Origin of the sequence: Acinetobacter sp. AC1-2, assembly GCF_016124155.1 — a bacterium.
Lineage (GTDB): Bacteria > Pseudomonadota > Gammaproteobacteria > Pseudomonadales > Moraxellaceae > Acinetobacter > Acinetobacter calcoaceticus.
In genome coordinates, this window is the sequence record NZ_JABFFO010000005.1 from 44,456 (window position 1) to 67,856 (window position 23,401).

Sequence of the window (23,401 nt, forward strand, 5' to 3'; positions counted from 1 at the left end):
ACTTTTAAAATCACCCATTGGAGTAATTTAATCTAGCTATATTTGCAAGGTGTTGGGGTTATTAGATTCATAGATATAAATGGTAATAATTGAAAACAATCCAGATTAAAGCATTCTATATTGTGGCTCTGCTGTAAGCATATGGAAAAGATGAAGTTAGCATCATAGATATAGCTTTCAAAATAATACTCTTCTGTTTTTTGAGCATTATTGGTTGAGTCGAGAAACTGTATACGTTCGGACAACACATGAAAGTTGAGCATCTTTAAATGACGACTCATTCCATCGCCAGTACATTTAATATAAGCCTCTTTTAGCGTCCAAATTTGAAAAAACCGCTGATATACACTGGATGGATCAATCAGTTCATTCCCCTTAATCCATTCAATTTCACTCGCTGCTAATACACTATCAACACGCATCCAATCGAACTCACGATCCACTCGTTCAATATCAACTCCTATTTCCCCCTCTTCAGTCACAGCAAGGATAATAACGTCCGCTGAGTGAGTAAGATTAAAATACACAGCCTTGCTGCCTTGTACAAAAGGCTTGCCGTTGGGATGTAATTGAATATTAACTTCATGGGGTGAGATGCCTAGCTTATCCGCCAAGACAGACTTCACTAATGCGCGAGAGATCAAGAAAAGGCGAGCCGCCTTAGGATGATATTGATCATATCTCAGCTTCTCTGCCTCGTTGAGAAAGCCGAGATAATGACTCAATACCAAATGGTCTTGTGGTACCCGTGAAACTGGGCAGACATAAACCTGTACTTGGGCACGATCAGACATTAGGAAGCTGTAGTGCTGATGTATTTCGTCAGAACTGGCGCGAGGTAGTCATATACCGCATCTACATGTGTGACGTGTGGATTATGACCTGCATCAGCTATGATATGTACAGGGATATCTGAGCTTATTGTAGTAACAATTGGGTCCTTTTCTCCCACAACGATTTCAACTTTAGATCGAAGCTCATCCAGCAAAGCCGTTTGAGTTGCTCGCTGTTCTGGCAAATTAATGCGGTGCATATATTCACTAATATGCTTGGCTACCGACACTCTACGTAATGAATCCATCGCATAACCAACCGCCGGATTCTGTTGCCCATCTGGATGCAAATCTTTAGCAATCACATCTTTTGGCACAAAACGAAAAATAAGGTTAGAGAGGGTTTGTATCCGAAACATTTTAGCGGCCTGCGCCTGAACAAAATAAGGCGATATGAGGATAAGGCGTGCAACTTTATCTGGATATTTCTTTGCAAGATTCAATGCAAAGAGACACCCTAGCGAGTGTGCAATAACAACACTATTTGGCGCTAAAAGCTTTGCAGCAGTGTCGATAAACTGACGGTTGTTATCCTCCACCACCTCATAACTGCCTGAACGCCCAAGTCCTGGCAAGTCCATCATAGCGACTTGATCGTATGTGATTTTATTGATGATTGGAGACCAGCATGCACTATCGAATGGAATCCCATGTAAAAATAATGCAGATGATTTTTCTGATTTAACTGGCTGTTTAGTATAAATTTCTGTCCAATATCGATTCTGATAGCCAAAACCACTAGGTGTAGGTACTTGCATGCGACCAAAACGTGTAAGAACCAAGCGATCAATCCAGCGAGAGAAATAAGGACTGATATTGATCAGGTCAGCGATACCCATCTTCGCTGCCATCGCCTCTGCCCCAGCAACATGATAGTGCTCGGTAGAAATGAAAGAGAGTTGTTCTTTAGAACCGTCAAGCAATACCTCAGGTAATTTCTCGAGCAGACCTTTGGGTACTTGTAAATGTGGTGAGCTGACTCCTAAGTGCTCGGCAGCTAGGTGAACTAAGCTATGAAATTTAGGTGTCGCAGGATCAAGCAGCATATACTCCTGAGCAATGGTCTCAGGATAAGACATCGTTCGGATCAGAAAGCTCACGATATACTGCATATTGCACAGCGGCAGGAATGTGTCACGCCCACCTGGCAATGCCAGCAAGCGGCCCTGATATAGCTTATCAATCATGTCGGCGACACCTATATACTGCATATCGCCATATGTATAGAAACCATCAATGACTGTCGCTGGATTTATTGCAGTCCATGGCACATTTAAACGCTTACAGGTCTCAATGAAAGCTTGGTAACCCAAAATTTTCGAAGCCTCATAGCCACCATGTTTGCAATACAACTGATCAGCCGATTCTTGCGGTGGAGCAGCCACACGATATCCGCCAATCCAGATGAATCGCTCAAGCTGCTTCAATGTTGCAGCCCATTCAATCAAAGCGAGTCCTGATTTAATGTTCGTACGCTCTGCTTCAGCTTTGCTAATGCCCCAATTAAATGATGCAGCAAGATGATAGACAACATGAATCTTTGCCTGAGCATCCGCTAGCAGAGAGTCCAGCTTAAAGTCACGGCTTAAATCATATTCAACAAACGAAATAGATGGATCAACTAGCCCTTGCGTTGCAATGAAACCTAACAGCTTATCTTTCTTGGTTGCGGCATTACGCAGCGCAGCAATCACCTGATGACCTTCACGTAAAAGTTCAACGATCAGTCTACTGCCAATAAAACCTGCTGCACCTGTTACTAATATGGTCTTCCGTGAAAAATTATCTTTTTTTGCGTTATTTAAATTATCCATAAATCACCTTATTAGGGACTGGGCACTCCAGCATTGTTTTGGAGCGAATTATCTTAAAAATTATATCGAATCTGGGCATACACCAGACTGTTATCTCTAAATTGTCCTAACACCGTATCATTTTTACCCCAGAAGCGATCTCCACCTGCATTCAACTGCCAGTGATCATTGAGGCTGTAATTAATACGTACTCTCAACAATTCATTAGGCTCTGGTGCAAAATAGAATCCTGTTACTTCCAGCTTTAGATTATCGTTCAGCAAGTTAAGTGCATAGCGCAGCATAGCTCCATACTGATCCTGCTCATATTGGTCACTGATTGTTTGCTGATAACGGTAAACTTCTCTCAATAATGGATTTGTTAGACTGTCGGCAGATCTAAAGTCCTCCGTATGTTTGTACACGCCTACTAAACTCAGCGTGGAGTTCTTTAATGACAATTCCGGTCCCATGACCACAGTTAAATTATTTTTCTTATGTGAAAGATCTTCGCTGTCATCCGAGTCTGTCTTTGTATACGCAGCTTCACCTCGCCACACGAGATCGTTATGGTTATAACTGAAATCAAAGCCATAGACGGACATCGGATTATTTTTCAGTTGCAATGTTGCATCCCCTGTTGGAGATGCTGAAAGAACTGACAAATCGGGCATGTGATCCAAACCTGAGAAATACGATGCCCCAACATCCAGACCATCTACGGAATAATCCCAACGCATTGCAAACGCAGGACGACTCTTACGGTCTATGTCATACTGAACACCAGCAATCTGACGCAATGGAATCACATCTGAACGACTACGCGGATACCACAATGCGGTCCATTTATTGGTTCCAGATTCAGGAATATACGTCAATTTGAGAGCATCATTTCCAAGACGCTGATCTGTCTCATCTGGCACTAGACGCGTATAGTCACGGGGCGATAGGTTATCCGTTGGGTTAATCCCGTCAGCTCTCCCCCAGACTACAATCTGGCGACCAACGTCGAGATAAAACGTCTGATCCCAGTTATAAGATGCGTACAACTCACGTAAGTTGCGATTCACCTTACTTACCTGATCTGGGTTTACAGTATGGTCCGTTTCGTCTCCAATATTTATGTCGTAATGGATCTTAAACTCAGGGTTAAACTTGAGCGTACCATTGGACCAGAAACTTGCTTGCCCAATGTTTTTTAACGAGCTTAGATCACGATCCGATGACCACACATCTAATCTGGCTGAGTTCTGGCTCACAAAACTAATTTCGCTGTCATCTGCATAAGCATGCTGCAGTAGCATAAAGCTACTGCAGCATGCAAATACCCAATAGGCACCTTGCGTCATTTTTCAAGGCTCTGCGGTGAGAAAATCTTATCAGATAAGGTTTTTTCTGCGACAAAATCACTGACGATAACTTGTGTCATATGCTGAGTTTGCAGATTCTTTGCCATAGATTTCATGGCCTGCCATCTTGGTTTCACTTTGCCGTAAGGACGGATATCCGTGAACTCAATATGTTTTAACGGCTTACCTGCTGTATCCCAAATGTCGATGGTTGCTGTAACAAAGTTGTCTTTGAGGATGCACATGCGACGTTTGCTATAACCAAAGTCACTCTTCACAGTATTATTGATTGGCGTTGCTTCAATCATGTAGCAATCTTTGCCATTAAATTTGCCATCTGCCAGTTTCGTGTATTTCCAGTCACTTAGCTTATAGCCAAGTACATCACCATAACTAAAGTCCGTACCGATAAAAGCATCGCCCTTATTCGCCGATGCCAAACGACGTACTTTTTTCAATGCAGGCAAATAGACAAACATGCTATCACTGCCTTTTGAGTTCTCAATCAACAGCGTCGTGGTTCCCTGTACATCTGCTGGTGAGATGAATTCAGTCAAACGCATATTGTTCTGAGTATTTCCAGCAAGCTTAGTCATATTTTTAGTCAACCGTACGCGTTGCTCGCCACTTTTAGAAGTCAGCACAAATTTAGCACTAGCACTTGAAGACAAGAACTTAGAGGCATCATCACTACGGTTCACAATGTCTTGAACTTCATCTGCATAAGATGTTTTAGGCATTGACATGGTGAGTGCAGTACCCAACAAAAGACTTGTCACAACAGTTTGTGCAACGGTAATGTTCTTTTTATTTGAGGGAAAGATAAAACGAGGTTTCAAGATTAGAATCATTGTAGGTACCATAATTAAGGTTGCAAATACACTGAAAAGCATCGCAATCACAATAAACATCGCTAGCCATTGATGGACGTGGAAGCCTTGCGATAAGGACAGCACACCGTAACCACCAGCAACCGCAGTCGCGACAAAAAGAGAGGCCTTACCAGCAGTACTTAAAGTTTTACGAATAGCGTCTTTGATATCGCCCCCTTCTTCGCGCAAGATTTCACGCAAGCGATAGAGGAAGTAAATGGCATAATCTGCACCAATACCGACAGCCATGGCCGAGATGAGGGAGTTCGGAATATTGAGCGGAATGTCGAGCCAGCCCATCACACCAAAGATCGCAAGAATCGAGAATAGAAGTGGTGTCAGGACAATCAATCCCGCAGAGAGCGAACGGAAAACTAACGCTGAGATAAAGAATACGGCAAATGAAATCTGTAGAATGTTCATGAGCTTGCCGTGAACCATCGTTTCAGTTAAAGCAATGGTCTGGGTCACATCACCACCAAAACTCACGACAGCTTTATCACCCAATTGACCCGCCATATACGTTTTTAGCGACTCAAGGATTTCTTTAATACGGTGATTACTACCCGTTTTTAACAGAATCGTGATCTTGGCATAGCGCTGAGTCGTATCAATATAAGATTCAAAATCAGTCGGCTCACCAGACATTGAGTACAACAGCAGATACTGAGCAACAACATCTTTGGTTGCTGGAACCTGAAATGCCTGTGGCTGATCGGCATTCATTGCCTGATTCATTCTCTTGATATAGTCCACGATAGAGATGGTTTTACCGACCTCTGGAATTGAATTCGCGAACTTTTCTGTATTATCAATCGCTTTTAGAATTTCTGGATTTTCAATACCATCACGAACCTTTGTATCGACCATGATGTAGAGACTGTTTGTGCCACCAAGAGACTGATTCAGAAATCTGTCATCTTGCTGCATTGGTAGGTCGCGCGAGAAGAAGTTACGGCTATCGTTATCCACCACAATACGGCTTGTGCCAATAGCAAGAAAGACGCCCAGTACTGCAATCACCGTCATTAGCATCATTCGCGGACGAACTGACAAAATGACATCGCCAATGCGTTTTGGAATCCAGTCCCAGATCGGTAAACCTTTGCGTGCGACCTTGGTAACCGAAGGCGGTGGTAGCATCGAGCGAAGTACAGGAATAAAAGTCATCTCAATGATCAGCGTACTGATGATCCCGATTCCTGTAAAAATACCGAATGAACGGATGGTCGGAATATTAAAGGTCAACAGCGAGAAGAATCCAGCCGCTGCAATTCCGCCAGCCAATATCATAACCGGACCAACACGAACCATAGACTGCACCACGGCTTCGCTATTCGCAGCTTTAGGTTCCATACCTTGGACAGTCAGTCGATCAAAGTCTTCATAGTATCGCTTGAGCAACTGCACGGCGTGCCCTGCCGCAATGGCCAGAATCAGAATAGGTGTAGGAGAGTTAAAAATATCCATTGGCTGTTTGAACAGACCCATCATACCCATACCCCATGCCACAGCCAGTAAAGCTGTAACTAGTGGAAGGATCAAACCCTGCTTACTGCGGAATGCTTCGAAGTGCAATAACCCAATGACCAGTATGGCAATCGGGAACAAGATATTGATCCGTTTAGAGTAATCTTCGGCTTTATCCAAATAAACAGGATTGCCGCCCACACTAATGGTCATATCCTTAGACTGTTCAGCCGCTACGATCTTGTTGATCGGACCCATCATCTTTTGGAAGCCCTCTGGACTTTCCTCAAGCTCAAGCAAAATGGCAGCAGTTTTCTGATCTTTAGATACCACTGAATTCATGTAGATTGGATTCAGTGCCAGCAGTTTTTTCAGCTGATCGACATCACTTTCAGTTACAGAACTGTTCGGCAGTAGTTTCTTGGCATCAAAGCCATCCGAATTGGCGGTGATCCCTTTGGCCTGACGTGCAGCCAGACTCATCAGGGTGGATCGAACCACACCCGGAGCATTATCAACTTCTTCGGTAATACGTTTGACTTTTTCTAACACTTGCGGCTGATAAATATCACCCTGCTTCGGCGTAATACCAATCACGACCATGTACTTGGAGCCGAATTTCTTTTCTATCAGCTTGGTCGAGGTGATATAAGGATGTCCTTTGGGCGCAAGCGCATCTGGATCAATAATAATTTTTACACCAGATGCGAGATACGCCAGTGCAATCGTCAAAAGCATCACCACCGTCAGCACAATACGGCGATGTTTGAGAATCCAACGCGCATATTGTTCCATCACCTGATGAGTCTTGCGACGTGGTTTATTGGTCTCGTGCGTCTGCTTACCAACCGACTCATAGGCTTCGCCCTTCTGAGCCAATGCTTCAAGATTAGCAACGTCTTTCTTGAACTGGGCGAGGACCATTTTTTTTAGCAGCGCTGGGGGCAATACACCAAAAAAGCTGCCTGGCTCAGCCTCAAACACCCATTCAATCCATGTACCTTCTGGATGTGGTTTGAAGCGGTAAGTACCTGTGTAGTGGAAAGGTCCTTCCACTACTTTGAACGCATACAATTCGTTCGGTACTAGATGGGTGATTTCACCTTTAAAGGACATCTCACGCCCAATAAAGCTAAAACCGATTTCGTACTTGCTGCCCACACGCGGAGTATTGTCTAGCAGTTCAGAATGCTTACACGACAATTGCCAGCCTGCATCATTGGCCGGGTTTGCAAGATAGTTGAAAACCTTGTCAATCTCGGCCGGTATGAGGAAAGCATGTTCTATGGTCACCATAGTGGTTCTACCTTCTTGTATTTCTTATGCGGGAATTGGATACATCTGATCAATTGTCTGGGCAACAGCCACGACATTCTCAGCGTACATAATTGATGAATGGTCACCAGGCAGATCTACCTGTGTAAATGTGTCTTTGACCAATTGATCCCAACCTAGACTTTCGCCAAAATCTTCCAGCTCATCTTTGGCCTTAACCAAGAGGATCGAAAAATCTTCAGGCTCTGGGAAATAGGTCTGGAGTGCGATGCCATTCGCCAAATAGGTATCAAAGTAAAGTCGGAAATCTGATGGGTCTGCATCTAGAGGTAGAACATTGATGTCCTTGGCTTCTTTAAGTACATGATCAAACATGTGATCTGAACTCAATTCACGCAAGTATTGCGCTGGTATCGTCAACTTCTTGCCATAAGGCGCAGCCAGATCACGGGCAAACCAAGACAAAAGCATCGCATCGTCGGCATCTTCAGGCACATTCTCTGTAATTGGAGCTCGGGTATCGATCATGACAATCCCTGTGACCTGCTGCCCCATTTGACGCAACTGATGACTGATCTCGTATGCAATCGCACCGCCAAAGCACCAGCCACCGAGGAAATAAGGTCCCTCAGGCTGCGTCTTTTGCATTTCAGCAATATAGAGCGTCGCCATATCTTCGATTGCTACTTCTGCTGCATCTGCTTCAATTAGTCCAGGAGACTGAATAGCGCGCAAGGTACGTTTCGGATTAAGATGACGCGAAAGTTCCATATAACAGAAGGTACTGCCACCAATTGGATGGAAGAGCCACAAAGGTTGCTCGTAAGTTCCACGGCGCAGTTCAATTACGATGGAAGGCTTAATTTCTTTATTTTCACGAATGATCTCGCCCAGACTCGCCACAGTGGAATATTGCGCCAGCAAAGCAACTGATAGTTCTGTACCAAATGCTTTTTTGAGGTGATTAACAAGCTTCACAGCCAGTAACGAATGTCCACCCAAGTCAAAGAAGTCATCATGTATACCAACCCGTTTAACCGACAAAATCTGCTCAAAGGTAGTACAGAGTTCAATTTCAATCGGATCACGTGGCGCAACATAATCGTTACTTTGCTCAAACACAGGCTCAGGAAACGCTTTACGATCTAGCTTATTGTTAGCCGTCATTGGAAACTCATCCAATGTAATAAACGTATTTGGCACCATGTAAGCTGGTAGATGGATTTGCATCGTCTTTTTCAGATTAGCAATGTCAATCTCATGTCCGGTTAAATAGGCCACCAGTTTCTGATCATTGCTGGTAGTCGTCTTAACCAACACAACTGCGTCTGTGATACCGTCGATCTGTTTGAGAACATTCTCGATTTCGCCTAGTTCAATACGGAATCCACGAATCTTGACTTGGAAATCTAGACGTCCATGATGAGTCAGATGTCCATCCGTACGCAGACAGACTTTATCTCCGGTGCGATAGAGTCGACCGGCATTTGGTAGAGATGGCAAAGTTCTAAATTGCGCATCTGTCAGCTCAGGTCGATGCCAGTAATCAACTGCAAGACCATCACCTCCAATCCAGAGCTCTCCCATAACGCCTGGCGGGACTAAACGCTGCTGTTCGTCAAGAACATAAAGCTGGGTGTTCGCCAGTGGTTCGCCTAAATCAATATATTTTGCATCAGTGATACGAGCCGCACTTGACCATACCGTAGTTTCGGTCGGGCCATAGACATTCCAGAGACAGCCAACTTTACCCAGCAGTTTTTCTGCCAGTATCGTATCCAGCGCTTCGCCTCCACAGAGTGCAGTCAACCCCGCATTGCCAATCCACTCACTATCTAAAAGCATCTTCCAAGAAGCCGGCGTTGCCTGCAAAACATTGATAGACTTAGCATTTAAATAATCTACCAATTGATTGCCGTCTTGTGATACCTCACGTGGGCAAACATGCACAACACCGCCGTACATCAGCGGAATCAGTAACTCAAGAATTGAAATATCAAACGCATAAGTGGTGATTGCTAACAACTGAGTCTCAGTCGTTACTTGCAATCTATCATTCATGGATAACAAGAAATTGATGATTGAAGGATGCCCAATACGCACGCCTTTAGGCTTCCCTGTCGAGCCTGAGGTGTACATCACATAAGCGGTCTCACCAAAGGCAAGCGTCTCGCGTACTTGCTCAAGGGGCACAACACCAGCTTGATTGATATCCAAACGCGGTACAGAAACGTTAAGAGCATCCATCAACTCGGTTTGAGTCAAGATGACTTTAGGTTCAGCATCTTCGATGATGTTATGTAGACGTTCACTTGGGAAATTAGGATCTAGTGGTACATAGGCTGCCCCTGCCGCCCAGATCCCGAGGATTGCTGCTGGTAATAATGCCGTGCGGTCTAGCATCAGACCTACACGATCGCCACGAGTAACGCCATGTACACGCAAATATTCAGCAATACCAGCGATATGTTGACCTAACTCACGATAGCTAACCGCATGATCCTTCGAGGTCAGAGCATGATGATCACCACGCTCATCGATCTGCTTTAGAATCATTCCCAATAGATCATGTTGAGGATAATCAGTAGCCTGTCCACGTAGGGCATCGAACTGGATACCATCCTTATAATCAGGTGCGATATCTAACTCAACGATCTTACGCTCAGGATGAGCCACCATTTCTGATAGTACAGCTTGCAGCAGTTGCACCATATTATCGGCAGATTGTGCAGAAAATAGCTCGGAGTTGTATTTCAATACGCCAACGAGTTCGCCTTGATATTCACCGCCCATTTCCAGCGTAAGATCCAATTGACCTTCTTGCTGGCGAACCGGAAAACTTCCTAACGTCAGGTCTTGACCAACCAAAGTCGCTGGGGTCTGGATTGGCAAGAGTAGTTCTTTAAACTCATCCATGCCGCCTAGACGTTCCCAGAACATTCCCACCTGCGCCAATGGATTAATACTGCCATCACGCTTTGGTGAAACAGCCTCAACCACTCTGGAAAAGGCAACTTTTTGATGCTTGAGACTTTGTCTTAATTGTTCCTGCACTTGCTGTGTAAACTGACGTAAAGGCTGATCAGCATCAATGTCCATGTGAATAGCAATCGTATTGACAAACTGTCCCAGTGCATTGCGCAGAGAACGTTCAAGTCGACCAGCTACTGGTGTGGCAATAACGAGATCATTTTCATTCGATAGTTTATGTAGCAGGATATAAAAGCCAGATAGTACGAGTCCAAACAGCGTGATCTCATAATCTTTCGCCAAGTTCACAAGACCAGACGACACTGACTCAGGCACACGGAAAACCAGTGAGCTGCCTTTATGTTGCTGCACAGCTGGACGTGGATAATCAAGCGGAATGCTATGCACGTGTGGTGCATGTTGCAACGCATTTTTCCAGAAGAGTAGACTCTCATCAGCATCATCGGTCACAGTGCTCTGCTGCTTATCTGCATACTGTGCAAACTCGATTCCGTTCACTGTATCCGACTCTGTAACTAGTCCAAAACGTTTGCAGACATCACGCAACAAGAGACCAATCGACCAGAAATCCATCAAGGCATGATGAATCACAACCGCAATCACATAGTGATTTTGACCGCGCTCATAGCAATGAATACGCCACAGCGGTGGCTGGGTCAGATCAAAGGGCTGCTTCGTATCCTGCTCGACTAATTGCGTCAAATCAGATGCATCGACATGGCGGGCATCCGACACGATAATATTAGGATAGATACGATCCCAGATAAGTTGCTCAATACCCTGATCATTGGCAGGCATGCTTACACGCAGCAGCGGATAATCATGCATTACCGCCTCTAGAATCTCCATCGGCTTGTTGCCTAATGGTTGGTTAACCTTCACATCAAAGGCCACCACCATATTGTAGGCACTGCAAGTCGACTCAAGCCGCTGGATATACCAGATGCCGAGCTGTTCTGCAGAAATCGCATGGCGCGATAGAATTGCAGGTTCCAGTCGTACAAGGTTGTTCACGAAGCAACTCCCTGCTGCAACTGAGAAACGATATATTCAGCCAACGCATTAATTGTTGGGTAATCCCATAGTAGTGTCGGCTCAAGTTCCAGTTGTGTCAGATCCTCTAGATCCCCAGACACCGACAAAGCGACGATCGAATCAAGGCCGTAACTGGTAAATTTTTTCTGTGGATCAAGAGTCTGGGGCTCTACGCGCATTTCTTTGGCTACTAGCGTGCGAATGATTTCGCTCCAGTAAGCTTTATCTTTATTCATGGGGTAATATCCTCTTTAACCGGTTTGGCATCACGCGGTGCCAGTGCAAAATCGATGACAGATAACATATGGTTGTTTGAAATTCGGTCTAGCAGATCTGCCAATGTGCTTTCACGCAGTGATGTCATTGGAGGGGACGTCTGCCCTTCAGCAGCATTTAGGAAAATGATCAGCCATGCACCATCCTGCAAAGCAGGTCTTAGGCCACGACGGTTAAAGACCCAGAAACCCAGCACAGCAATGCGAGCAAACAGCTCGGCATAGTCGCGGGCTAAGCTGAAACGTAATGTTTCGAACTCTTTAGCCGCTTCTGAACTTGAGAAATAATCTTGAATTTTTTGATCTAGCGTGCGCTGCTCGATAAGAAGCTGATCAGCACGCTCACGTAGCGTGGACAGGATCTCAGCAGCCAGCCCCACTGTAACGTCAGCATCGTTGAGCATCTCGATGATCGTTCCCAGTGACTCCATCACCAAGTCACCATCTCGGTTGAAAATCTCAAGCTCGCGGAAATCAATAGCGTCGTTTTCCACCTGCAAGTCATACAACTGGCGATAACGTGCTTTAGCTTCGGCTTGGTCGAGATGGTCGGCTTTTTTGCTACGTCCTTTATTGGCAGATTTGAGCTGAAAACTCAGGCTGTCTAGACAGACGGTGCTACTGCCGTCAAATACACTAACGATCAGATGATCTCTGAAAGCTTTCTGGTACATTCCATCAGCATATGCATTTCTTAAGAAAAAACGCGACCCAAGCACTGAGGAAGTAATTTTGGCCAGTGACTCTACATACTCAGGTACCAGTACCTTAATGATCGGTGACCATGTGCTGAACTGATTGATACAGACGTGTAGCCCACGCGCGCCAACGAGTGATAACACCTCAGCTGCTAACAGATAGGCATAGGCTGTAGCAAGTTGCTCACGTACTAGCGGAATGCTTATTACTTTTTTGTTATACAACTCGCGTTCGATAGCAAACTCGGTCGCGATGCGCAGCATCGTATCGCCCGCACCCAGAGAGAAGCTGCTGCAATATGCACGCGTCACCTGTAGCGTCTTGAGTCCAAGCTCCAATCCCTGACCTTCTTCACCGATCAGGGCATCTTTGTGAATTTCAGCATTGTTAAAGCCAATACCGCTAATATCTAGCCCACGCATACCCACCGTCGGCAGGCGGTTCAGGCTATAGGTTCCTTTAGAGGCCATGTGATGCTTATCAAGCCAGAATGCACTCAGGCTACGCGGTCCACGATCATCTGATGTTTTAGCAATCAGACTTAAAGAGTCACCTAGAGTCGCACGATTGATTGACCATTTTTCACCATTTAAGACGTACTTGCTCTCGACAGCTTGTGCAGTTACTTCACTGGATAACAGATCGGCTCCATGCGCTTTCTCGCTATAAGCAAGCGCTGGTGCAGCACCACTCAAAATCCGACTAGCGATGTTTTCGCATTGATTAGGATTACCGCCGATCCATACGATCACAGACCAAGCATTAGTGCTATAGGTCGAATTAATTGTTAGATCACGTCGTGCAAGTACGCGATGTAAATATAGCAACTCTTCACCAATTTCCATGCGACCTCCGAGCTGCGAAGGTACATAAAAACGGTTCATGCCCACAGCATTCAGAAAGTCAACAGCACGCTGAGGGTACTGCTCCTTCTCATCACGCTCGATGGCCGCGGACCAAGAAAAATCATTATTAGTATCATGTACGGAGCCTAAAATTTGCTCCAGACGAGCAGCAGATTGAAACTGCCGCAAATTGGACGTAAGTGACATGAGTTTTTGCTCAAATGATTAAAGGGTAAGGATTAAAACAAAGCACTTTTGAGTCGATTAAAAATGAGCGCGCGCACTTCTCGTTCTTTGATCATTGAGTTAAGTAGATTGGAGCTATAACGAATCATCTGCCCCCGCTGCTCACGATCACGGATGACTTCTAAGCCGTTCTTGACATAGTTTCGAGCAATCACTGTTCTACGGTTTGGATGGGTTAAACAGATCAGTTGACCGCGCTCGATTTGCTCTTTAATTTTTCTTCTTCTGATTTTGCCGCTAGTGGTCTTGTTTATCCGACCTTGATGCAGCAAATAAACACCTTCTACAGGCAAGCCGATATCAGCCACCACTTGCTCTTTAACCTGAGTTCTGATGGTTTCAAAATTAAGTGTCTTGTCTATCGACTTCTTCTTGATCTCAAGTACAACCGTAACACCGTCAGAATTACCGAAATTCACTGCTGCGACACAGCCCTTACGGACAGCAGGATGCGCTACTTCGACGGAGCACTCGATATCTTGCGGGTAATAGTTTTTGCCACGGATGATGATCACATCCTTAAGGCGACCAGTCACATATAGGTCTCCGTTTTTGATAAAACCCATATCACCAGTTCTTAAGTAATGCACTTGACTAGGCTTACCTGCTTTATTGAGAATGGTTGCAGCAAAGGTTTCCTGATTGACCTCAGGCTTCTGCCAGTAACCCGCAGTGACACTCTCACCTGCTAACCAGATTTCACCGACTTCATCAGCCTCCACCTCTTTGTGGGTATGCGGATTGACGATACGGCAATCAATGTGTGCTGAGATCTTGCCACAGCTCACCACTTGCACAGCTGTCTGATCTTGGCTGATCTGCACCAAGTTGGCATTCAACTTTTCACGGTCTATCGAGATAGCATTGAGAGGACCAGTTACACCACTGACTAAGAGCGTAACTTCTGCCAAGCCATAACATGGCAAGAAAGTATCTAGTCTCAATTGCGACTGAGTATTGAACTTCTCCATAAAACGCTGCATGACGTTGGCCTTGATCGGCTCGGCACCGTTAAACAGCACACGCACACGGCTCAGATCAAGCGATGCAGCCTCATCATCCGAGATGCGGTGTAGGCACAATTCATAGGCAAAGTTTGGCCCACCACTAATCGTGACCCCTTTTTCGCTGATGAATTGCAGCCATTTAAGAGGTTTACGGATAAAATCCAGCGGTGACATCACATAGCAAGTCAGACCTACATACACGGTCTGTAAAACCGAGCCGATCAATCCCATATCGTGATAGACAGGTAACCATGTAAGACCGATATCATCGGCTTGTGTACCAAAAGCTTCAGCAATCATGACTTCATTTGCCATGATGTTTTTATGGGTGACGATTACCCCTTTAGGCCAACCAGTTGACCCTGAAGTGTATTGAAGGAAGCAGATATCATCTTCAGCAATATGTGGAAAATCCTTTTCCACCAAGTCACGTTGCAATTGGGCGTCAACGGCATGCAATATTAAATTTTCATTTTGAGCTTTTAATGTGATCAGACCTGATAGCTCAAGAATCTTCTGAGTTGTGAGTACGATCTTTGGCTCACAGTCATTCATAATATTCAAAATATTAGAAAAACCGTTGCGATTAAAAGGCAAGCTGACAGGTACTGCGATAATTTTAGCTTTCAGACAAGCAAAGAACGATACGATAAAGTCCAGTCCAGGCTCGAACAGCAATACAGCACGATCACCACTGTCTACAAGGTTCAATAATATTTGAGCTTGATATTGAACCCGCTCGTTCAGATCTGCATACGTCAGAGATTGAATACCACCAGATTGTCGTCCCAAATATTCAAAAGCAATCTTGCCTCCATTTAAATTTGCGTGGGATTCCAAAGTTGCAATGATATTATCCGTACCCATTACAGCCATAACTTAACTCCAATTATTTATAATTCACCCTTAAAACTCGCTAATTCAGAAATTACATGTCTAGCTGGGGCTTTTAATAAAAAATGAATATACTTTTTTTGTTTAAAATATAAATTCACATTATATTTTATGTGCGAGTGTTTTTTATTACACCTGTAAGGGTTTACAGGTTGGCCTATATTTATTGAAAATTAAGACACTAGATCTCTTTCATAAATTATTTTTATTCAGTCAATTTTGTGAAATCTGGAAATTAAATTAAAACTCAAATTCAATCTTTCATATCTATTTCAATAATATTTAACAAGGTTTCTAGCCTGCCAAGTTACAACCAGTCCATATTCTTATTTTATTGTTCTCTTGATTGTAGATCTTGTATTTAAGATCTAATTTACTGTGTGCTTTCTCTTTTAAAGGGCAATAAAAGATTCAGGCAAAATCCCCTAAGAGCCTTTATCTACAAGGATAAATCTGCCTTAAATTGCATTTGAATAGCTTAAAATTATGTACAGTATTGTGACCAATATATAAACCTATAAATCAATACGTTTCATCTACCAATGACGCATAAAACATGAACACTCAATTTTATAGCAAGAACATTAATCAAAAAAATTATTTACTATTAATGTTAGAACAATAAAAGCATCCCATTAATTCAAATTTAAAATATAAATTCCAAAGTAAATGGTTCTTCTCCACAAAAAATCCATTTTAATTAAAATTCTATTAAATTAAAAAATACTTTTTAAATAATTTATTTTATTTTAAATATACATCTAATAATAATTTATTTTATTAAAATCCAATATTAAATTTCTCTATTTTATATATATCTACCTCTATAAAATCCCCAACATCACAGCCCGAATAGCTGCTGAAATTTTATTATTCACATTTAGCTTCTGCATTGAATTTCCAAGATGAAAATTTATGGTTCTTTCAGCCACCCCGAGAATCTGAGCAATCTCTGCTGACGTTTTACCTTCCGCAGTCCAACGTAGAACCTCTTTTTCCCGGTTCGTTAAATAAAGATTAAACTGAGCAAATTCTGCATCATTCACAATTTTAGCAATGCTGGAATGCACTGTCTGAGACAACCAAAACATATTGGTATATTGAGCTTTCTGTTCTTTTTCTGATAATTGGTCAGTGGATCTTGCTAGTGTTAACATTCCCCTTGTACCAATAAAGTCACGGCTTGATTGTGCCCAACCGACATTTAAACCATAAGAACGCGCCTCCTCCCAAAAATCTTTTTGAGATTGTGTGTTCGCAGATTGGCTCGACCAGACAAGAGGTTGAAGTGACAGCATACAATGCTGTACGGTTGGATCTACCACCACATATTGCTGTTTAACATAACGCTTCTGCCATGCTTCGGGATAATTATTCAACATAATTGTTTTTGGTTCAGCAATAGATAAGGGTGCCTGCATTCCATAAGCACAATAATCAAATCCGAGCTTTAAAGCTGTAGATTTGACGACCTCAAATAGCTGATATTCATTTTTTACCATCAGAGATGCTGATAGTAAATCCTCTTGCCAATTTTCCATTTACTCTCATTAGACCTTATTCATAAATCATTTTTTTAGTTGCATATAGTGAATTCACAATCCAATTAACAACATTTTTGAGCCTGAGAGGGTGGTAAATTCTTCGGATAAACTAGTTTCAGAAAGCTTTTTAAGGTTGTTATATTGCATCTGTGAATTATGCTTGAAAGTCTCAAATATAAAGAACGCATTTTATTCCAAAAAAGAGTATTTTTTACTTTCAAAAGAAGTCTATTATTTATCCTGATTTGTATATTTCTATTAATTTAACTAAATAATAACTTCTACCAACAATACACTCCGTATAAGTTTTCTATTTATTATCTGGCGAAGCGTAGAATAATTATAATGATCTCGAAAATATTATTTTAATAATAGGATATATATTATCTACAATACATATGAAAAACTCAAACTATTGATAATCTAGCAACAAGCAACTCTCATATTGAAGCTATAGATGGCTCAATTTCTGCATAAGTAAAACTCGCTGCGCGAAGTACTTTCTAAAGAACAACTTAACGTTGTGTACCACCAGATTACGGCTAACCTGTAAAAACTAACAGTATTTTGTTGGCAATAATTTATGTTATTTATCTATAGAACTGTAATTCAAGTCACTTGAACAGGTAGCATGGTCACAATCCCCCCTGATTTCTCAATCTCAACAGATGGTTTTATTCGGATGAATGAAAACCAGCTTATGAATTACCCCCTCCAGCACCTCCTATCTACTGTTGAATCAACACAAATTGAAGATTCTCAAATTCTATATTGTGGGTTTACTGAATGGGCAACATCACGGAGCCCAGCTTTAAGTACCGGATGGGACTGGGAATTTATTGAGAACAATGGAATTGCTAGCTTAAAGCGAATTGGACTACCTCGAAGCAATATCATGATTGTTGATTTATCTGGTACAGATATTGGATTTGATGTTACTGAAACATTAATCGAAAAAAAAATAGATTCTTTGTTTTGGGAACAGTTCATTTATGCTCAAATCAATACAACGCAAACAAAGTCTATATTAAGTCCAAACTTCTCTTAGAAACCTGTTAATTCTTACAGTTACCACCTTTTCAGCTGTCGAGTAAAGTCGCCTGAAAAATAAGTGGAAGCACTTGTAATGAATGTTATTGCTGGATTCCAAAACAATTTTTCAGAAGGCCTATATACCAAATTTAAAAGTTACCGCTACAAGGTATTTGTTGAACATTTGGGTTGGGAGTTGAACTGTCCAAATAATGAAGAACTAGATCAATTTGATAAAATCGATACAGCTTATGTCGTCGCTCAAGATAGAGAATCCAATATTATTGGCTGTGCCAGACTACTACCAACGACTCAACCCTATTTACTCGGTGAAATATTTCCTCAATTAATGAATGGAATGCCTATTCCTTGCTCACCAGAAATTTGGGAATTATCAAGATTTTCAGCCGTAGATTTCTCGAATCCGCCGACCTCTGCTAATCAAGCAGTGTCCTCCCCAGTCTCTATTGCAATTTTGCAAGAAGCAATCAACTTTGCAAGAGAACAAGGCGCAAAACAACTCATTACGACCTCACCTCTTGGGGTAGAGCGGTTATTACGTGCCGCGGGTTTTCGTGCCCATCGTGCAGGACCACCAATGGTTATCGATGGATATGCTATGTTTGCATGCTTGATTGAAGTGTAGTTAGTTAAATCAAAGTCTAAGAATATTGGTGACATAGCAAAGATTAAGGTCTTAAGCCAGAATCTCGTTTCGCTCATTAAATTTCAAAAGCCCTAGTCAAAAGATTAGGGCTTTTCTTTATTTGAAGATTCAAACTTAATATTAAGACTGCTCAGTAATTTTGGTTTTCAAATTTAATTCTGATTTCTTATGATAAGCCTCGTCAGTTTTAGTCTGCCAATCACGTGGCATAAATGAAGTCGATATAATCGCAACGATAGCCATAGATCCAATATAAATCATAATTAAGTAAGGATTACCCTGCCCTATACTTAAAAGTTTCGTTGCAATTAGCGGTGCTAAACCACCACCAAGCACTCCAGCTAGCTGTACCGAAATTGAGATTCCGCTATAACGAATTTCTGCCGGAAATTGACGTGCAAAAAGCTGAGCCTGTGGTGCATACATAATCGGGAAAACCACACCAATCGCTAAAACAATTGCCGTCCAGACCAATACCGGATCTTTAGTGTTGAGCATGGTGAAAAATGGATAGCAATAAAGTGCCAATACGCATAAACCAAACATAAACATATTGCGTTGACCTACTTTATCTGACAAATGTCCACATAACGGCGTCATAAATAGAATGACCACAGCACCGCAAATCGTGGCAAATAAAATGTCCTGACGTGGAATCCCAAGTTGAGCAGTGGTGTAAGCCAACGTAAAGGTTGAAGCAATATAGAACCATGCATTCTCGGCAGCACGCGCCAAAATAATGGTGATGAGCTGCTTCGGATGATTTTTAAAAACTTGTAAGGCTGGAACTTTAACTTCTTCGGACTGCTGTTTTACTTTTTCAAAGTCTGGTGACTCTGGTACTTTCACTCGAATGTACCAGCCTACTGCCAGTAAAATAATGCTGGCAAGAAATGGTAAACGCCAACCCCAACTAAACAATGCTTCTTCAGGTAATAACGACACCAGTCCTAGAGCAATTGAGGCTAACATTAAGCCACCGCCCGTACTGGCTTGAGGCAAACTTCCCCAAAAACCCTTACCGCCTTCGGGTGCATGTTCAACGGCCATGAGCACAGCACCACCCCATTCACCGCCCATTGCCATACCTTGAATAAATCTCAAGATGACCAAACCGATTGCAGCCCAGTAACCAATTGACTCGTAAGTCGGTAATAAGCCAATGAGAACCGTCGGAATCCCCATTAACATTAACGTTAGCAACAACATTGACTTACGGCCAATTTTGTCACCAAAATGACCAAAGACTAAACCACCTAGTGGTCGCCCAATAAACCCAACGGCATAAGTTGCAAATGCAGCAAGTACACCTGTAAGTGCATCCAGATTTGGGAAAAATAATTTATTAAAGATGAGAGCTGCTGCTGCGCCATAAATAAAGAAGTCATACCACTCAATGGTAGTACCGACCATGCTAGAGATGCCTGCTAATCGATGTGACGACTTTTTAGAATGTGAACCGTTTCCTTGTATTGTTTGCATCGCAATTTCCTTTCTTGGATTTTCTTGTTTTGTCTTTTTTATGCTTATGACCAGCCCTGACCATAAGCATTTTCAGGTCTCGCTTTATCTCCTTAAGCTTTTTTTGTTTTTGTAATGCGGTTTAGCTCAATTTTTCTAAAATCTGTTCAAGCTCCGGATTACGTTCTTGCCACTGCGGTTGTTTGTCTTTATCGACAATGAGCGCACGAACGCCCTCAATAAAGTCACCATGCTCAAACCAAATATCCTGTAAATCACGCTCAAGTTGCATACATTGTGGCAAAGAGAGTCCTCGCCCTAAATGTTGCAGCTTCAAACTCGTTTGTTTGGCAATAAATGAACGTTGCTGCAAAATACTGAGCATCTTGCTAGTCCAAGTCTTTAAACTTTCATCTTGTTCTTTTTCAAGACTTTGTTCAATTTCATCTAAATGCTGAAATCCGAAATGTTTACGGATGCCTTCGGCTAGTTGCTTTAACTCACTTTCGGCAGGACGAGTAATAAATCGGGTAATGATCTGCTCAATTCCTTCTTTACTTAAACTTGGCGTATCAACAAGTGCTTCTTGCAATGCTTGTAACTGCTCGCTTGGCACATGGTAGTCAATTAAATCGAGATAGAGTGCATCGCTACTGCTGATCTGCTCACCCGTAATTGCCATATAAACGCCGATATCATCAAGGCGAGACAAGAAATGCGTTGCCCCAACATCTGGGAAAAAACCAATCGCTGTTTCAGGCATAGCAAATCTAGATTTTTCACTGCTCACAACAATGTGACAAGCCTGAGCTAAACCAAAACCACCACCTAACACATAGCCATCAAGCACAACGATGACTGGCTTTTCATATTCACGCAGCGTGGTCAGCATTTTATATTCGGCACTAAAATAGCCTTTATAGTCAGCCGTGCCATTTTTATAAGTGTCGTAGAGATAGCGAATATCACCACCTGCGCAGAAGGCTTTTGGACTATTTGATTTAATTAAAATTGCCTGAACAGCAGCATCATTTCGCCACAGTTCTAATTGGGCACCAATGCCTTCAATCATATCTAGTGACAATGCATTGAGATGAGTCACACGGTCTAGAGTAATAATGCCCAACTTACCTTGCGGCTCAATCATTAAGTGATTTTCTGTATTCATTTTATTGATCTCTTATTGATTTTTAAAATTTGGCTGGCGTTTTTCAACGAAAGCCTGCATTCCTTCTTTTTGATCAGATGTCGCAAAAATTGAATGGAACATACGTCGCTCAAAGCGTAAACCTTCGGTGAGATTCACTTCATAAGCTCGGTTAATGGTTTCTTTTAGCATCATGTTTGCAGTTAAAGATCGTGCTGCAATTTTTTCAGCTGCTTGCAAGGTTTGTTCAAGTAATTCTTCTTTACTAAAAACACGTGCAACCAACCCACTTTGCTCTGCCTCTACTGCGCCCATTTGTCGCGCGGTAAAGCACATTTCCATTGCTTTGGCTTTACCAATCGCATGAGTTAAGCGCTGTGTACCACCAATACCTGGAATTACGCCTAAAGTAACTTCGGGTAAGCCAAACTTGGCGTTATCGGCACAATAGATAAAGTCACACATGAGTGCCAATTCACAGCCACCACCCAACGCATAGCCGCTGACTGCTGCAATTAAAGGTTTACGGCGCTGTGCAATACGGTCTGCAAGATGAAAAAAGTCATCAAAATAAATATCTGGAAATACCAAATCACCCATTTCTTTAATGTCTGCACCAGCGGCAAAAGCTTTTTCTGAGCCTGCTAACACCATGCAGCCAATTTCACGATCTTTTTCAAGCTGATCTAATGCCTGATTAATCTCACTAATTAATTCGCTGTTTAAAGCATTGAGCGCTTGAGGGCGATTTAATGTAATCAGTCCAACCCCATTACGCTTTTCTAATAAAATACTTTGCCACTGCATGATTTATTCCTTGTTCTGGTTTTATAGACTACGTGCGATGACTAAACGTTGAATATCACTCGTGCCTTCATAAATTTGGCAAATACGAGCATCACGGTAGATACGTTCAATCGGGAAGTCTTTGAGATAGCCATAGCCACCAAACACTTGTAAGGCGCTCGAACACACACGCTCCGTCATTTCCGAAGCAAATAGCTTGGCCATTGATGCTTCATTTAGACACGGTTGCCCTGCTTCTTTTAAACGTGCAGCGTAGTGAACCAGTTGTCTGGCAGCTTCAATTTCGGTTGCCATACTAGCAAGGCGAAAAGCGATAGCTTGATGCTCAAAAATCGGTTTGCCAAAAGTAATACGTTCTTTGGCATAGCGAGTTGCTTCTTCGAGCGCTGCACGTGCCAAACCTACTGCCTGTGCGGCAATGCCGATACGACCACCTTCTAAATTGGCAAGTGCAATTTTTAAACCTTCGCCTTCTTTGCCTAGCATGAGGCTTTTATGAATGCGTACATCTGTCAGTGCAATCTGGCAGGTATCGGATGCGTGCAGGCCTAGTTTTTCTTCAACACGAATCACTTCATAACCCGGTGTATCACGTGGAACTAAAAAGGCACTAATCCCTTTTTTACCTGCACTTGGGTCAGTGACTGCAAACACGATAATCACACCCGCATTGTTGCCAGAGGTAATAAACTGCTTGGCGCCATTTAAAATGTAATCATCGCCATCTTTAACTGCACGGGTTTTAAGTGCTGCTGCGTCTGACCCAGTATGTGGTTCAGTTAGGGCGAAAGCACCGATCATTTCACCTTGCGCCAAAGGTTTTAAAAACCGCTCTTTTTGCTCATCGGTACCAAATTTTAAAATAGGCACACAGCCGACCGAGTTATGCACACTCATAATGGTCGAAGTTGCGCCATCAGCTGCGGCGACTTCTTCGAGTGCTAACACATAGGCTAAATTGCCCGTGTCTGAACCGCCCCATTGTTCTGAAACAAGCATGCCCATAAAACCAAGTTGCCCCATTTGAGCCAAGGTTTCCTTTGGGAATGTCCCATCTCGATCCCAATCACTGGCATTGGGCTTGATTTGTTCTTGGGCGAAACTTTTCGCCATATCACGAATGAGTAATTGTTCTTCGGTAAATTGCATTGTTATTTCC

Annotated in this window: 15 protein-coding genes; 2 read left to right on the forward strand and 13 right to left on the reverse strand. The window is 42.8% G+C overall.

Annotated features, from left to right (window positions below; all coding sequences use genetic code 11):
• Positions 1–32: 32 nt before the first annotated feature.
• From HL290_RS15010 to abaR, 9 genes are all read right to left on the reverse strand, one after another.
• The gene (locus tag HL290_RS15010; protein WP_198496888.1) at positions 33–794 is read right to left on the reverse strand and encodes a 4'-phosphopantetheinyl transferase family protein; all 762 of its coding nucleotides are present in this window, start codon (positions 792–794) and stop codon (positions 33–35) included.
• Positions 794–2,647 (reverse strand): alpha/beta fold hydrolase, encoded by a 1,854-nt coding sequence (locus HL290_RS15015; protein WP_198496889.1) that lies wholly within the window; start codon positions 2,645–2,647, stop codon positions 794–796. Before HL290_RS15015 ends, HL290_RS15010 begins: the two co-directional genes overlap by 1 nt.
• A 53-nt stretch (positions 2,648–2,700) precedes the next feature.
• A complete protein-coding gene (locus tag HL290_RS15020) occupies positions 2,701–3,975 on the reverse strand; it encodes a DUF1302 family protein (protein WP_198496890.1) in 1,275 nt (424 codons plus the stop codon).
• On the reverse strand, positions 3,972–7,613 hold the full coding sequence (locus HL290_RS15025; protein ID WP_198496891.1) for an outer membrane lipoprotein-sorting protein: 3,642 nt from the start codon (positions 7,611–7,613) through the stop codon (positions 3,972–3,974). Before HL290_RS15025 ends, HL290_RS15020 begins: the two co-directional genes overlap by 4 nt.
• A gap of 24 nt (positions 7,614–7,637) precedes the next feature.
• On the reverse strand, positions 7,638–11,597 hold the full coding sequence (locus tag HL290_RS15030) for a non-ribosomal peptide synthetase (RefSeq protein WP_198496892.1): 3,960 nt from the start codon (positions 11,595–11,597) through the stop codon (positions 7,638–7,640).
• Entirely contained in the window at positions 11,594–11,854 is a 261-nt protein-coding gene (locus HL290_RS15035) for an acyl carrier protein (protein ID WP_004640490.1), read from the reverse strand. The genes HL290_RS15030 and HL290_RS15035 overlap by 4 nt, the downstream gene beginning before the upstream one ends.
• Entirely contained in the window at positions 11,851–13,626 is a 1,776-nt protein-coding gene (locus HL290_RS15040; protein ID WP_198496963.1) for an acyl-CoA dehydrogenase, read from the reverse strand. Before HL290_RS15040 ends, HL290_RS15035 begins: the two co-directional genes overlap by 4 nt.
• 50 nt (positions 13,627–13,676) lie before the next feature.
• On the reverse strand, positions 13,677–15,566 hold the full coding sequence (locus tag HL290_RS15045) for a fatty acyl-AMP ligase (protein WP_198496893.1): 1,890 nt from the start codon (positions 15,564–15,566) through the stop codon (positions 13,677–13,679).
• Between the two features lie 842 nt (positions 15,567–16,408).
• On the reverse strand, positions 16,409–17,125 hold the full coding sequence (gene abaR, locus HL290_RS15050; RefSeq protein ID WP_005049095.1) for a LuxR family transcriptional regulator AbaR: 717 nt from the start codon (positions 17,123–17,125) through the stop codon (positions 16,409–16,411).
• 634 nt (positions 17,126–17,759) lie between these two features.
• Here abaR and HL290_RS15055 point away from each other — a divergent pair.
• Together HL290_RS15055 and abaI are read left to right on the forward strand one after the other, a co-directional pair.
• Complete coding sequence (locus tag HL290_RS15055) at positions 17,760–18,176, forward strand: DUF4902 domain-containing protein (protein WP_198496894.1); 417 nt, start codon at positions 17,760–17,762, stop codon at positions 18,174–18,176.
• Positions 18,177–18,239: 63 nt separating this feature from the next.
• Complete coding sequence (gene abaI / locus HL290_RS15060; protein WP_080593021.1) at positions 18,240–18,806, forward strand: acyl-homoserine-lactone synthase AbaI; 567 nt, start codon at positions 18,240–18,242, stop codon at positions 18,804–18,806.
• A 141-nt stretch (positions 18,807–18,947) separates the two neighbouring features.
• On the opposite strand, the gene HL290_RS15065 is transcribed toward abaI, so the two are convergent.
• The 4 genes from HL290_RS15065 to HL290_RS15080 form a co-directional block, all read right to left on the reverse strand.
• Positions 18,948–20,309, reverse strand: a complete 1,362-nt coding sequence (locus HL290_RS15065) for an MFS transporter (protein WP_198496895.1) — start codon at positions 20,307–20,309, stop codon at positions 18,948–18,950.
• Positions 20,310–20,430: 121 nt separating this feature from the next.
• The gene (locus tag HL290_RS15070; protein WP_198496896.1) at positions 20,431–21,456 is read right to left on the reverse strand and encodes an enoyl-CoA hydratase/isomerase family protein; all 1,026 of its coding nucleotides are present in this window, start codon (positions 21,454–21,456) and stop codon (positions 20,431–20,433) included.
• 12 nt (positions 21,457–21,468) lie between these two features.
• Positions 21,469–22,242, reverse strand: coding sequence for an enoyl-CoA hydratase (locus tag HL290_RS15075; protein ID WP_198496897.1), 774 nt, complete (start codon positions 22,240–22,242; stop codon positions 21,469–21,471).
• A gap of 21 nt (positions 22,243–22,263) precedes the next feature.
• Positions 22,264–23,391: an acyl-CoA dehydrogenase family protein gene (locus HL290_RS15080; RefSeq protein WP_003655633.1), complete on the reverse strand. Its 1,128-nt coding sequence runs from the start codon at positions 23,389–23,391 to the stop codon at positions 22,264–22,266.
• Positions 23,392–23,401: the final 10 nt, after the last annotated feature.

Bases quoted from the DNA above. Each gene is read 5' to 3' on its own strand.
- HL290_RS15065 (WP_198496895.1), bottom strand. From the start codon at position 20,309: ATGCAAACAATACAAGGAAACGGTTCACATTCTAAAAAGTCGTCACAT.
- HL290_RS15015 (WP_198496889.1), bottom strand. From the start codon at position 2,647: ATGGATAATTTAAATAACGCAAAAAAAGATAATTTTTCACGGAAGACC.
- HL290_RS15055 (WP_198496894.1), top strand. From the start codon at position 17,760: ATGGTCACAATCCCCCCTGATTTCTCAATCTCAACAGATGGTTTTATT.
- HL290_RS15045 (WP_198496893.1), bottom strand. From the start codon at position 15,566: ATGGCTGTAATGGGTACGGATAATATCATTGCAACTTTGGAATCCCAC.
- HL290_RS15010 (WP_198496888.1), bottom strand. From the start codon at position 794: ATGTCTGATCGTGCCCAAGTACAGGTTTATGTCTGCCCAGTTTCACGG.
- abaR (WP_005049095.1), bottom strand. From the start codon at position 17,125: ATGGAAAATTGGCAAGAGGATTTACTATCAGCATCTCTGATGGTAAAA.
- HL290_RS15075 (WP_198496897.1), bottom strand. From the start codon at position 22,242: ATGCAGTGGCAAAGTATTTTATTAGAAAAGCGTAATGGGGTTGGACTG.
- HL290_RS15035 (WP_004640490.1), bottom strand. From the start codon at position 11,854: ATGAATAAAGATAAAGCTTACTGGAGCGAAATCATTCGCACGCTAGTA.
- HL290_RS15080 (WP_003655633.1), bottom strand. From the start codon at position 23,391: ATGCAATTTACCGAAGAACAATTACTCATTCGTGATATGGCGAAAAGT.
- HL290_RS15020 (WP_198496890.1), bottom strand. From the start codon at position 3,975: ATGACGCAAGGTGCCTATTGGGTATTTGCATGCTGCAGTAGCTTTATG.
- HL290_RS15070 (WP_198496896.1), bottom strand. From the start codon at position 21,456: ATGAATACAGAAAATCACTTAATGATTGAGCCGCAAGGTAAGTTGGGC.
- HL290_RS15025 (WP_198496891.1), bottom strand. From the start codon at position 7,613: ATGGTGACCATAGAACATGCTTTCCTCATACCGGCCGAGATTGACAAG.